Origin of the sequence: Sporofaciens sp. JLR.KK001, assembly GCF_036941055.1 — a bacterium.
In the GTDB taxonomy this organism is placed as follows: domain Bacteria; phylum Bacillota; class Clostridia; order Lachnospirales; family Lachnospiraceae; genus Sporofaciens.
In genome coordinates this window covers 4,904,165-4,916,216 of sequence record NZ_JAYMNO010000001.1, presented here as the reverse complement: position 1 = coordinate 4,916,216, position 12,052 = coordinate 4,904,165, and the positions used below count along the sequence as shown (strand labels likewise).

18 protein-coding genes are annotated in these 12,052 nt (G+C 44.2%); 12 read left to right on the top strand and 6 right to left on the bottom strand.

Annotated features, from left to right (window positions below):
• Window positions 1-24: 24 nt before the first annotated feature.
• The 3 genes from tnpC to tnpA all read right to left on the bottom strand — a co-directional run bounded on the left by tnpC (window position 25) and on the right by tnpA (window position 2,512).
• The gene (tnpC, locus tag VSQ62_RS24990; RefSeq protein WP_334637473.1) at window positions 25-1,686 is read right to left on the bottom strand and encodes an IS66 family transposase; all 1,662 of its coding nucleotides are present in this window, start codon (window positions 1,684-1,686) and stop codon (window positions 25-27) included.
• Window positions 1,687-1,836: 150 nt separating this feature from the next.
• Window positions 1,837-2,163 carry an IS66 family insertion sequence element accessory protein TnpB gene (gene tnpB, locus VSQ62_RS24985; RefSeq protein ID WP_334633104.1) on the bottom strand — a complete coding sequence of 109 codons (327 nt, stop codon included), beginning with the start codon at window positions 2,161-2,163 and terminating at the stop codon, window positions 1,837-1,839.
• A gap of 19 nt (window positions 2,164-2,182) precedes the next feature.
• Window positions 2,183-2,512, bottom strand: a complete 330-nt coding sequence (gene tnpA, locus VSQ62_RS24980; RefSeq protein ID WP_334637472.1) for an IS66 family insertion sequence element accessory protein TnpA — start codon at window positions 2,510-2,512, stop codon at window positions 2,183-2,185.
• A gap of 93 nt (window positions 2,513-2,605) precedes the next feature.
• Between tnpA and VSQ62_RS24975 the strand changes: the two genes are divergently transcribed.
• The 7 genes from VSQ62_RS24975 (at window position 2,606) to VSQ62_RS24945 (ending at window position 6,342) form a co-directional block, all read left to right on the top strand.
• The gene (locus VSQ62_RS24975; RefSeq protein ID WP_334637470.1) at window positions 2,606-3,130 is read left to right on the top strand and encodes a toll/interleukin-1 receptor domain-containing protein; all 525 of its coding nucleotides are present in this window, start codon (window positions 2,606-2,608) and stop codon (window positions 3,128-3,130) included.
• 503 nt (window positions 3,131-3,633) lie between these two features.
• The gene (locus tag VSQ62_RS24970) at window positions 3,634-3,885 is read left to right on the top strand and encodes a type II toxin-antitoxin system RelB/DinJ family antitoxin (protein WP_120486464.1); all 252 of its coding nucleotides are present in this window, start codon (window positions 3,634-3,636) and stop codon (window positions 3,883-3,885) included.
• Window positions 3,878-4,141 carry a Txe/YoeB family addiction module toxin gene (locus VSQ62_RS24965; protein ID WP_334637468.1) on the top strand — a complete coding sequence of 88 codons (264 nt, stop codon included), beginning with the start codon at window positions 3,878-3,880 and terminating at the stop codon, window positions 4,139-4,141. Before VSQ62_RS24970 ends, VSQ62_RS24965 begins: the two co-directional genes overlap by 8 nt.
• A 249-nt stretch (window positions 4,142-4,390) precedes the next feature.
• The gene (locus VSQ62_RS24960; protein WP_334637467.1) at window positions 4,391-4,627 is read left to right on the top strand and encodes a hypothetical protein; all 237 of its coding nucleotides are present in this window, start codon (window positions 4,391-4,393) and stop codon (window positions 4,625-4,627) included.
• 53 nt (window positions 4,628-4,680) lie between these two features.
• On the top strand, window positions 4,681-4,971 hold the full coding sequence (locus tag VSQ62_RS24955) for a DUF262 domain-containing protein (RefSeq protein ID WP_334637466.1): 291 nt from the start codon (window positions 4,681-4,683) through the stop codon (window positions 4,969-4,971).
• Window positions 4,934-5,887, top strand: coding sequence for a hypothetical protein (locus tag VSQ62_RS24950; RefSeq protein ID WP_334637465.1), 954 nt, complete (start codon window positions 4,934-4,936; stop codon window positions 5,885-5,887). The genes VSQ62_RS24955 and VSQ62_RS24950 overlap by 38 nt, the downstream gene beginning before the upstream one ends.
• Window positions 5,878-6,342, top strand: a complete 465-nt coding sequence (locus VSQ62_RS24945; RefSeq protein ID WP_334637464.1) for a hypothetical protein — start codon at window positions 5,878-5,880, stop codon at window positions 6,340-6,342. Before VSQ62_RS24950 ends, VSQ62_RS24945 begins: the two co-directional genes overlap by 10 nt.
• 20 nt (window positions 6,343-6,362) lie before the next feature.
• On the opposite strand, the gene VSQ62_RS24940 is transcribed toward VSQ62_RS24945, so the two are convergent.
• Window positions 6,363-6,734, bottom strand: a complete 372-nt coding sequence (locus VSQ62_RS24940; RefSeq protein WP_334637463.1) for a VOC family protein — start codon at window positions 6,732-6,734, stop codon at window positions 6,363-6,365.
• Window positions 6,735-6,921: 187 nt separating this feature from the next.
• Here VSQ62_RS24940 and VSQ62_RS24935 point away from each other — a divergent pair, with 187 nt between their 5' ends.
• Genes VSQ62_RS24935 through VSQ62_RS24915 form a run of 5 tightly spaced genes read left to right on the top strand, consistent with a single transcriptional unit; the run spans window position 6,922 to window position 11,068 of the window.
• Window positions 6,922-7,695, top strand: a complete 774-nt coding sequence (locus VSQ62_RS24935; RefSeq protein WP_350339921.1) for a M15 family metallopeptidase — start codon at window positions 6,922-6,924, stop codon at window positions 7,693-7,695.
• Between the two features lie 48 nt (window positions 7,696-7,743).
• Entirely contained in the window at window positions 7,744-8,250 is a 507-nt protein-coding gene (locus tag VSQ62_RS24930; RefSeq protein WP_334637460.1) for an RNA polymerase sigma factor, read from the top strand.
• Window positions 8,247-9,011 carry a hypothetical protein gene (locus VSQ62_RS24925; protein WP_334637458.1) on the top strand — a complete coding sequence of 255 codons (765 nt, stop codon included), beginning with the start codon at window positions 8,247-8,249 and terminating at the stop codon, window positions 9,009-9,011. The genes VSQ62_RS24930 and VSQ62_RS24925 overlap by 4 nt, the downstream gene beginning before the upstream one ends.
• The gene (locus VSQ62_RS24920) at window positions 8,995-9,885 is read left to right on the top strand and encodes an ABC transporter ATP-binding protein (protein ID WP_334637455.1); all 891 of its coding nucleotides are present in this window, start codon (window positions 8,995-8,997) and stop codon (window positions 9,883-9,885) included. Before VSQ62_RS24925 ends, VSQ62_RS24920 begins: the two co-directional genes overlap by 17 nt.
• A complete protein-coding gene (locus VSQ62_RS24915) occupies window positions 9,869-11,068 on the top strand; it encodes an ABC transporter permease (protein WP_334637454.1) in 1,200 nt (399 codons plus the stop codon). Before VSQ62_RS24920 ends, VSQ62_RS24915 begins: the two co-directional genes overlap by 17 nt.
• 37 nt (window positions 11,069-11,105) lie before the next feature.
• Here the strand turns inward: VSQ62_RS24915 and VSQ62_RS24910 are convergent, their stop codons facing one another.
• Window positions 11,106-11,762 (bottom strand): SdpI family protein, encoded by a 657-nt coding sequence (locus tag VSQ62_RS24910; protein WP_334637452.1) that lies wholly within the window; start codon window positions 11,760-11,762, stop codon window positions 11,106-11,108.
• On the bottom strand, window positions 11,759-12,031 hold the full coding sequence (locus tag VSQ62_RS24905) for an autorepressor SdpR family transcription factor (RefSeq protein ID WP_334637451.1): 273 nt from the start codon (window positions 12,029-12,031) through the stop codon (window positions 11,759-11,761). The genes VSQ62_RS24910 and VSQ62_RS24905 overlap by 4 nt, the downstream gene beginning before the upstream one ends.
• Between the last annotated feature and the right edge of the window lie 21 nt (window positions 12,032-12,052).

Genomic DNA, 12,052 nt, shown 5'->3' with positions numbered 1-12,052 from the left:
AAAAAATCCACCTAACAGTTTCTGCTAAGTGGATGTCCCCTCTGGTCGTTTGGTACGACAGTTTTCCGGTATTGTTTCTGACCAGGGCAATAGTGGAAGAATGTCTTCTTTTGTCGGAAATGGAGCCAAATCTTTCATCTTTTCCAATATGTAGGTCAGATAATTATAGGGCTTGAGTCCGTTCAGGATCGCCGTTTCTGTTATGCTGTATACGGTTGCGCTGGCCTCTGCTCCTTTGATACTCTTAGAAAACAGCCAGTTGCGGCGTCCTACCGCAAAGTTCTTAATGGCTCTCTCAGCGGCCGTATTGTCGATACTCAAATGTCCGTCATCCAAGTATCTTCTTAGGTATTGTTCCTGGTTTATCGTGTACAATACCGCTTCTCCTATTTTCGATGATCTGTCTACTGCATCCTCCAGGGAATGCAGCCACTCAAAGAAGGCATCTAAAAGCGGTTTTGACTGCTTCTGACGCTCGGTATATTTTTCCTCCGGCGATTTGCCTCGGAGCATTTCTTCTATCTTATAGAGCATGCCGATCCGCTCCATTGCCTGATATGCAGTTGTTTCTTTCAGCTGCTCTTTGGTGAAATCCTTTTTCAATGTTGTAAGGGCTTCATCAAAACGCCGCCTTGCATGGGCCATACACCCTGTCACGGTGATCTTCTCCGGGAGACTATGGTACGCCTGGTATCCATCACAGGTAAGATAACCCTCAAATGTATCTCCCAGAAACTCCACCGGGTGGTAGCCGCCCCGGGTTCTCTCATACTGGAAGAGTACCATTCTCGGAGATCCACTATTCTCATCCGTAAGATACACCCACATCCAGTTCTGTGTCGTACCTTTCTGCCCCGGTTCGTCTATGACCTGGATCCGTGTCTCGTCGCTATGGACATACCTGCTGCAAAGGAATTCCTCCTTCATCAGGTCATAGACCGGCTGGAGATACCGCCCGGCACACAGGATGATCCAGTTTGCCATCGTTTTGGTTGACAGATTCAGATCATACCGCGCGAATTCCCGCTCCTGGCGTGCAAGCGGCATCCCATTTACATATTTGGCATTCATGATACCTGCAACCAGGGATGGTGTGGCGACACTCCCTTTCATAAGTGCCTGGGCCTTCTCTGGCCGCTGCATTTTTCCGCATTTTGGACAGCTGTAAATATATGTGACCTCTTCTACGACTTCGAAACGGGCCGGTATAAATTTCAGATATTTTACTTTCTCTGTCGTCACTACTTTGTATTTCGTCCCGCATTCCGGGCAGAACCGTTCTTGCCCTTCCAGCTTATGTTCGATCACCTCTGTCGTCTCAAAAGAAGAAAGATCTTCTTCCTTTTTTCCAGCAGGTTTTTTGCGTTTGTAAGATTTCGGATGGATCTCTTCCATTTCCGGTTCCGCTGCATTCGGATCCGCTTCCTGCTCTGCTTCATTGAACAGATCCATCTGCGTATATCCATCCGCGTACTTTTCACTGGAGGCACCAAACTGTTTCCGCTGGGCAAGCGCCAGCCTGTCAGAAAGCAGCGCATTCATGAACTCCAGCTCCTTCATTTTTTCCGTCAGGAGCTGGATCTTAGTTTCCTGCTTTTGCTGATGCGCCTGCATGGTTGTAAGCAGTGTGATCATATTTTCTTTACTCATTTCCTGTAATTGTTTCTTAGAAAAAAGTGGTTCCATAGTCCGGTGCTCCTGATTGTTTTAAGCTAAGAAAAGAATACCATAAAACCGTGCTGTTTTCGAGGGGAAATGCGTCAGAAAAACAGAGGAAAAATTGCTGAAAATCCTAAGATTTTCAGCTTTTTGCGAATTGACAGACTCCGTTTTTGGCTAGATGACAATCTTGGGATGGTGCTCCTTAAAAGCGCCCTTGGGATCCAGGGATAATCCGTCACACAGCCAGTGTATTTCTTTTAACGTAACTTTTTTCAACTCATCTGGTGTATCCGGCCAGTGAAAGGAATGATGGTCCAGCCGCTTCATTAAGATCCAAAATCCTGACCCGTCCCATTGGAGGATTTTGATTGATGTGCGTCTGCGATTACAGAAGGCAAACATACAACGGGAATACGGATCCAGATGGAATTTTAGTTTTATAATAGCCGCCAATCCCTGGTAGCTCTTTCGTAAGTCCGTGACACCACATGCAAGATACACAGTTGTTCCGCCGGCCAGATCAAGCATAAGCACTCAGTGTATGGATCAAAGAAGCCATAAGTCCGACAGGACACCCGGCACCAATTTCAATCCGGATGCTTCCGGGAAGATAGATCGTTACAGGCACACCGCCGACTGAAAGATCAGATGAGATTTCCTGTTGGGAAGGAAGTTTTGCAAAAACAGGTTCATCTGGCTGTTCTTTTGTTTGCTTCCGGATCCAATAGCTAAAAGTTGATTGTGGAATTTGATGCTCCTGACACCATTCTTTCTGGGATAAACCACTTTCATGAAAGTCCTGGATACGTTTTGTCCAGAGTTCTGTCTTTGTAAGTTCATTTTTATCCATAGGCAATACCTCCATAATTTGAAGTGATTGTATCAGAAATACACATGAATTGACAGATACGGATTATTTCCTACTTACTTTCATTTGGAAAATATGGATTCTGTTGTTATTCTTGCAATGGACGGTAGTAATCTTAATAGTGAACTACAAAAACTTATAGAAACTCATGAATTTGTAATGGGGGTGAAGAAAATGAAGATATTTTTAAGTCATAAAGGTGCAGATAAACCGATGGTTAGAAAGTACAAACAAACTTTAGAGGTGTTAGGATTTGATGTCTGGCTTGATGAAGATGCAATGCCGGCTGGTACAACTTTACATAAAGGAATTTTGCAGGGATTCAAAGATTCATGTGCAGCAATTTTCTTTATCACTCCAAATTATAAAGATGAAGGTTTTTTGGAAACCGAGGTTAATTATGCAATAACAGAAAAAATGCAAAAGGGTGATAGATTTGCTGTTGTAACGCTAGTGTTTAGTGACGATGATGGGAAAACAGGTGAAGTTCCTGAGCTTTTGAAAACGTATGTATGGAAACAACCTTATGATGATTTGGAAGCGGTTCAAGAGATTATTAAGGCATTACCCGTGAAGTTAGGTGACGTTCGTTACAGATAAGTTGCTAATTAATTTGAATGATGTGATATTTAAAAATAATCAAGTGTATTATTTGCTTTTCTAAGCAAAATCGCTTATAATTTAAATCACAATATATAGCTATTATCCGCAGTTGCAGAGCCAGTGTTATCAACAGCGATAACAAAATGATAACATTAGCTCATATAGGCAGGATAATATGGATATATCAAATAATCAAAAGATATACATACTCGACAGAAAATAATTATTAAATAAAATTAGTTAGGAAAGGTCGAGTTCGAGTAGTACAAGAGTATATTATTTATTTTATATGGCAGGTAGTCTATGAGATTGCCTGCTATATTTACATTATATTATTTTTAGAGAAATTAACGTAGTGAATTGTTGCCAGTGAAACTATGTATTTTTATGGATGATTATAGAAAAGATAAGAAAAAACAAGCAAATATATAGCAAAATGCTTTGCAAATGCTGTGACGTGTGATATGCTTGTAATATCAAAAAGGAAGAGGTGATATATAATGGCTCAAATTAGTTTGCGCATAGAGGATGATGTAAAGAAAAAGGCAGAGCAGGCATGTGCCGATATTGGCATGTCTTTATCTACGGCTATAAATATTTATCTTAAAAAACTTGGACGAGAGAAACGGATACCGTTTGAAGTATCTGTTGATCCGTTTTATTCGCAGGAGAATATGACCAGACTTAGGGAATCTGTAGCGCAGATGGAAGCGACAGGTGGTACGATACATGAGGTGAATTTTGATGATTAAGTCATGGTCAGATGCGGCGTGGGAAGATTTTGAATACTGGACAAAGCAGGATAAAAAGACGTTGAGGCGTATCCTTCAGCTATTGAAGGATATTGACCGAAATGGATACGAGGGAATAGGAAAGCCAGAAAGACTAAGTGGTGACTTGGCATCTTATTGGAGCCGACGAATAGATGATGCAAATCGTATCGTTTATCGGATAGAAGATAATATTATAAAGATTGTTCAATGTGGTTCTCATTATAGAGATAAGTAAAATTGGCAACATTTTGGCAACAGAAAATCAGCAAGCCAGAATAAATGGTGTAATTGAAGTAAAAAAAGGCGTGTATTTGCACAAAACTTAAACAGATACAGTTAAGATCAACGAAGAACACGCCGAGTGGGAATAGTACGAGAGTACATTATTTATATTATATGGCAGGTGTTATATAGAATTACCTGCCATATATGTATATGATTTGGATAATAGCATGATTACGTTGTCAATATATTTGGGGGAACTATGAAAGAAGATTATGGAAATTTATTAAAAGAATTCGAGAGGCTTACTCCAAATGAAAGAATGAAATATATGGTTAAACAACAGGAAGAATTTCTAAATGGTATTGATTCGGGGAAACTTATTGAGAAAATTAGGAAATTCAGAACATTAAATATTAAAGATATGAAAATAGAAGAAATTGCGAATGCTATTTCAGAAGTTTTAACATGGAATAGTGTATTTTATTACTTGCTGTAGAAGATAAGAGCAAATGGAAGATACAGATGGCACGGTTCACGAGGTGGATTTTGATGATTAAAGCGTACCGAAATGGATACGAAGGAATAGGAAAGTTAGGGATCATGATTCGCATCTGGATTTGTAAAGTTGAGAGAGGAAATTGTAAGATGAAAACAAATGACAGGCAGATTACTGATTTAATGCAGGCAGTTGATACAGGATTAGCTCAGCTGCCAGATTTTCAGCGTAGCTGGGTATGGGATGACGGAAGGATCAAGTCACTGATTGCAAGTGTCATCCATCGATTCCCGGTGGGGGGCAGCTATGTTTTTGGAGTACGGCAATACCAGTATCCGTTTTAAGTATCGGCCGATAGTTGGCCGTAGTATTGATCTCGACTTGTCGTCGCCGGATAAGGAATATGCAAAGAAATTATTTCCGCTTAATCAGATCCTTGATTTTGCCAAAGTGATGGTTTGGCAAAATGGATATCAGGCGTATCATAATTTCGATGCAAATGCAGCGCAGTTGTTTCTTAAATTCAGTACTGAAGTAATCACTATGGTACAGCGTTATGTTATGCCGGTTATTACACTGGATAAGGGAACTTCAAAAGAAGCTGTTTGCCGTGTGTTTGAAAATGTCAACACCGGCGGTGTCAGCTTGACCGTGTTTGAACTGGTCACGGCAGTTTTCGCAATGGATGACTTTGAACTGCGCAAGGACTGGGAGTTGCGCAAGGAAACTTATTTTAACAGCGATATTCTCTCCGGTGTTACTGCAACCGATTTTTTGACTGCATTAACTCTGTTGGCTTCCTATAAACGGGGAGGCATTGTAAGCTGTAAGAAGAAAGATGTTCTGAATCTTTCTTTGCAGGACTATTTGGCATATTCCGATTCTTTAACCGAAGGTTTTGTTGAAGCTGAGAAGATCCTGCAGGAGGAACGTATTTTTGTAAGCCGTGATCTTCCGTATACAACACAGCTGATTCCTCTGGCGGCTCTTTGTACGGTTCTGCAAGCCGGGAATCAGATCAAAGTGACGAATGTAAAAAGTCAAAGACCCCGCTGCAAGCAACGGGGCATCAAATTTGTAGCGCTGCAGAGCAGCGGGGTATTTGACCCTCGCGGCAGTCGCCAAATGTGCATGCAAGCATGCCCGCTTGGCTCGTTGCTCGCGGGAATAAAATTAAGCAGTGGTATTGGTGCGGCGTGTTCGGCGAACTGTACGGTGCGGCCAATGAGACCCGATATGCCAATGACATTGTGCAGGTGATGGATTGGGTTACAGGCAGTTTTGAGATGCCTAAGACTTGTCAGGAGTCCTATTTCAATCCGCTGCGTCTGCTCACCATGCAATCCAGACTGTCAGCCGCATATAAGGGCGTTATGGCGTTGATCTTGAAGAATCACAGCCGAGACTTTATCAGTGGGCGGGACATGGATTTTACTGTTTATAAGTCGGAAAATGTTGATATACATCATATTTTCCCCAAAGATTATTGCAAAGATAAGGGTCTTCCGAAACAAAAATGGAATAGCATTATAAATAAGACGCCAATCTCTTATAGCACGAACAGAGCGATTGGCGGCGTTGCCCCATCAAAATACCTTTCAAAAATTGAAGCCAGCGGTCAGGTTCTTTCTGTAACGCTGGATCAATATCTGGAATCACACTGGATTGATCATCAATTATGCAGGTCTGATGCTTTTGGGGGAGCGCTGATTTAAGATGTTGTGTAAGAAAGGCGCTAAAACCCGGACATCGGCGTCCCTACTTCGATCAGATTACCGTCCAAATCATAGAATCGGACAACCTTTTGTCCCCAGCTATGTGTCATGAGCCGGTTAACGTATTGAACTGAGGGATATAACCTTTCCAGTTTGCAGACAAATTCTTCGATTTCCGATTCTTCAAAATACAGTTCACAGGAATTACTTTCTGGAGTGATATCTTTTCCAAGGAAATCTCTCCAGATTTTTTCGTCCTGGAGTACAAGACCTTCTGTCAGGATCATATTGCCGTCGTTGTCAAGTATCATATTGAGACCGAACAGATCATGATAAAATTGCTTTGATCTTTCAATATCTTTCACGACAATCAGAATGTTTTTTAACTTCATAGCTTTTATCCCCCATCAAATTGGATTCCTTGTTATTTTTAGTATACATTTTAAATTTCTTTTTAACAAGATTTGATCTGAATTATTTTTATAAATTATTTTCATACTGTGACTAACTCTTTTGCTTCCTCAGTTGTTATATAGATCAGAGTTTCATGAAGATTCTTAAGATACAGGAGGAAAATCAATGGAGAGATGCATGCAGAGAATCGGATATGGCCAGAGAAGCAGATATGGCCAGAGGAGCAGATACCGGCACATGTACAAAAATGTCAGCAAAGTGGTATGTAGAATCGCACTGAGTGTTGTTATAATTATTTCAGGCAGTATGATCCTCAAGACGGGAGGAACGTTCTTAAGACAGAACGCAGGTTTCCTGACAGGGACGGAGAAGGCAGATACTTCACTGGGATGGAATCTGATCCTTGTCAATAAGGACTACGCGATTCCCGGCCATTATGAATTGGAGCTGACGCAGTTATCCAATGGGAAAGAAGTGGATTCCAGAATTTATCCGGCGCTGCAGGAGATGTTTGACGACGCCAGGATGAGCGGCCTGCAATTATATGTAAGAGAGGGATACCGCACCTGGGAGGAACAGCAGGCGATCATGGAGGAAAGGATCGCGGAATATCAGGCGCAGGGATATTCGAAGCAGGAGGCGAAGAAGATGGCAGAAGGGTATGTCTCGATTCCCGGCACCAGCGAACATCAATTGGGTCTGGCGGTTGATGTCAACGCGGATACATCCGTTTCGTCTTCGGATGAGGTCTATGCGTGGCTTGATGCCAATGCTTACAGATACGGATTTATCAAGAGGTATCCTTCGGACAAAACAGAGATTACAGGGGTGAATCATGAACCCTGGCATTATCGTTATGTGGGGAGAGAAGCGGCGGAGGAAATGAAGGAAAATAACTTCTGTCTGGAAGAATATGTGGAATGGAAGGAATCCCGCTAACTTTTTATAAGAATCGGTTGTTATTATGCAGGAAGGGGGGAAGCGGATATGGATTTTCTGTTGGTGAAGAAAGCTAAAAATGGAGACGAACAAGCCGGAGAACAATTGATCAGGAAGTATTATACTGCCATTTATCAATATTGTTTCCTGCATCTTCGTGACCGCGATCTTGCCGAAGATATGACCCAGGAGACGTTTACCCGCTATTTCGAGGCTCTGCAGACCTATACAGACTATGGGAAGCTTAAGAATTATTTATACCGTATCGCCGGGAATATCATCAAGAACTACTACAAAAAGAAGAAAGAGCTTCCAATGGAGGAGATGTCTGATATACCGGGAAGCGATATGAGAGATGAGGAGATCAGAATGGATATCGAGCAGGCGATTGACCGTTTGCCAAAGGAGCTTAAGGAAATAACAATCTTGTTTTTCTTCCAGGACTTAAAACAGAAAGATATTGCAAGACTGCTGGATATCAACCTGTCTCTTGTGAAGTACCGTATCAGCAGGGCGAAGAAACTATTGTCGGAATATCTGGAGGTGAGGAAATGAAGCCATACACAAAAAGAATCAAAGAATATAAGGAATTGATACAAGAAGAATATGTCAGAGACACGGCAGTCCAGAAAACAGTCAGGCGCTGCAGCGATATTATGGCGGTAGGAGAGGATATCAGGCTGTCATATATTGAATTTTTATATAGCCAGATGCAGTTTGTCAAGAAGAAATGGTGGGGCCTGCAGGGGGCGGTATTGCTTCTGCTCTGGATTATCTTAAGGAACTCCGGAAATACAGAGGATATGGGACGGATCCTGGGAATCCTGTCGATCGTGTTTGCTGATTTGATCATACCGGAGATATGGAAGAACCAGAGATACTCGGTCATGGAAGTAGAGGGCGCGGCATTCTATACTCTGAGACAGATATGTGCAGCGAGAATTTTAATGTTCGCAGCCGTCGACCTGCTGATGGTTACGGTATTTTTTGCGGTATCTTTTTATACGGTACAGATGTCGGCATACAGGATGATAATGGATTTCCTGATTCCGTTCAATGTCTCAGGCTGCATCTGCTTTGGGATGTTATATAGCAGAAAGGGAGAGATGGAATATGTGACGCTGCTTTTGAGCGGCATATGGATGGTGATATGGGCTGCCGTCGTCGTGCGCGATGAAATATATCAAAGTATTGCAGAATCGGCATGGATCGGGATCTTGCTGCTGTCTTTTGGGTTTCTTGCCTTTTGTATTAAACGGTCGCAGAAAACTTACGGGAATGGTTGGGAGGAATATATTGATGGAATTAGAGCTTAGAAATGTATCAAAAGAATTTGACGGAGTATCTGCCGTAAGTGGTGTCTCTGTCACGATGAGGAAGGGAGTGTACGGACTTCTTGGAGTGAACGGTGCGGGGAAGACTACGTTGATGAGAATGCTGTGTACGCTGATACGGCCAACGGCGGGGGAGATTCTGTGGGAAGGAAGCGATATTCTGGAAATGGGGGCGGATTACCGCGATATCCTGGGATATTTGCCGCAGGATTTCGGGTATTATCCGGATCTGTCTGTCACCGATTATATGATGTATATTGCATCCATCAAAGGAATCCGGCCCGGGGCGGCAAGAAAAAGGACAGGACAGTTATTGGGACAGGTCGGCATGGCGAAATATGAAAAGCGGAAGATGAAGACCCTGTCCGGCGGGATGGCAAGGCGTGTGGGGATCGCGCAGGCAATGCTGAATAATCCTAAGGTATTGGTGCTGGATGAGCCGACGGCTGGTCTTGATCCCAATGAAAGGATCCGTTTCAGGAATCTGATCAGTGAATTGGCGGAAGATCGCCTGGTACTGCTCTCCACACATATTGTATCAGATGTGGAATTCATTGCGAATCGGATCATGCTGATGAAAAGCGGGAAGATCTTCTATCAGGGAACGACGGAGAAGCTGCTCTCTTCCATGGACGAATCAGTCTGGCATTGTACGGTTCCCAAGAGAGAAGTGAATGACCTTGTGAAGAGATATCTGGTGGGCAATGTGAAGTCTGCGCCGGGCGGGGCAGAGCTTCGGATTCTTGCCAAGGAACCGCCGGCAGAGCAGTCGGTAAGAGAGGAAGCAACACTGGAGGATGCATTTCTGCTGTATTTTGGAGAGAAAGTAGGTGGTACGGATGATACTGAGATATGAATTGAAGAAAGTATTTTCTAAGAAGATAAACCGGATCGTGCTGATCGGAACTATGCTGGCTGCGGTGGCGTTCAGTATGTTTGCGATCGGCGGCGTGCAGTATACCGACGGGAATGGGACGACGCATGCAGGAGTTACGGCATCCAGAAGACTTGCGGATGACAAGAATAGATGGGCAGGGGAGCTTACAGGGGACAGGATCGCCCTAGCGGTGAGCAGCAGGAAGGAGATGAACAGCAGATATTCTTATGATGTGCCGGATGAGGAGTATGGGAAGACGGTACAGGCTTACAGTGATATTATATATTTTGTGATTGATGTACTGACGCCGGATACAGGGTGGGATGAAAATGTCCTGTATCAGTTAGAGGATGAGCAGGCGGAGGATTTATACAATATTTACAGAGAAAATCAGCAGAAGATGGCAGAAGAATACGGGAAGACACCCAGGCAGAGACAATTTCTCAAGGAACAGTATGATAAGATCAATCTGCCGCTTACCTATGAGGCCAAAGACTCGTGGGATACGCTTATGGTATATGTGGAGACCTACGGGATGATTCTGACGATCGTGATCGGCTTCTTAGCTGCCGGCGTGTTCGTTGAAGAGTTCCGCGTCCGGGCGGATGCAGTGTTCTTTGCTTCTAGATACGGGCGCACGAAAGCGGCGGGGAGCAAGGTATTGGCGGGATTGCTGATTGCGACTATCATCTATTGGGCGGGGATGGGAATCCTGCTGCTGATCTCGTTGGGAGTGATGGGGATCAGCGGGGGCGGCACGCTGTATCAGATTGACTTCCCTTATAGTATCTATGTCATGACCTATGGGCAGTATTGCATGCTTGCTGTTCTGGGCGGCTATATCGCAAGCCTGCTTTCGGCGTCTGTGACCATGCTGATCGCGGCGAAGATGCGAAGCGCGAATGTGGCGGTCTGCGTTCCATTCTTCTTATTCTGCGTGATGCAGTTTATCGCGAGGGCGTTGTCTGACTTCCTGACATTTTTCAAGTTTACGCCGGATATGCTGGTCAATGTGATCGGATGTGCGAAAGCTCCTAATATTTTTCAGGCAGGGAATCTTGTATTCCGGCAGATCCCGTGTGTGATGCTGGTTTATTCTGCGCTTGCTGTTATATTGCTGCCGTTTGTGTATAAGAGTTATCACTGTTATAATCTGAAATAAAGGGGGGCGCCGCATATCGCAGCGCCCCTCGCATATATCAACGATCTTTCTTCATCTCTTTCAGGTGCAGCGCCAGCGAATAACCGGCCGGCAGCAGGATCACAGCGATAATCACGCCTGGGATCATCCATCTGAGCTGTATGAAAGCATTGATGATGCACAAGATACCGACGATAGCGTACAGCCGTCCGGCAAATCGGTGTGTGAGATACCAGTTGTTCTCGTCAGCCAGCGTCCAGGGAAGCTTGATCCCCACGGTATAATTCTGGTGACACTTGGGCAGGTAGTTCCCGATCACGAAGAAGAGGATGCCCATCAGCAGATTCATGAAGAATGCCGAGTTCAGCCAGCCGCCCATTGGGAGCGCCAGGGCGTACCCGTAGATGGCGGCGGCGCAGACGATGGAAACCACCGGACAGAGCATCAGGAGCAGGCGGTACATCTTCTGGCTGATATTCTTGTGCTTCGGGTCGATCGCGGTGCCGAAGGTGCATAGTATGTGCGCCCCGAATATGAAGACCGGCAGCCCCAGTACGGCCAGGGGCTTGGAACTCCAGCCGTTGGGCGTTCCGTCCGATCCAAAATGGATCGCTATGGTATCCGGCAGCCGGTTCCAGCACAGGACGCCGATCAATATTGGGACCAGAGTGATAATGCTGGTTACAATGATTAGTGTACGATTCTTCTTGATCATGATTCATTCCCTCCTTTTAAATGTGAAAGCCATGCCATCAGTTCCTCCACCACGGAAGTATTCAGCTCATAGTATATATAGTTCTTGTATTTTGATTCGTGTACCAGGTCTGCTTTCTTCAGAATACTCAGGTGGTAGGAGATCGTGGCTCCTGTCATGTCAAAATGACTCCCGATCTCTCCGGCTGACATGCGGCCGGATCTCAGGAGCGTGAGGATCTCACGCCGGACGGGATCGGATAATGCTTTAAACGTCTGTCCGAAACTCAATAAGCATCCCTCCTTCAAAAG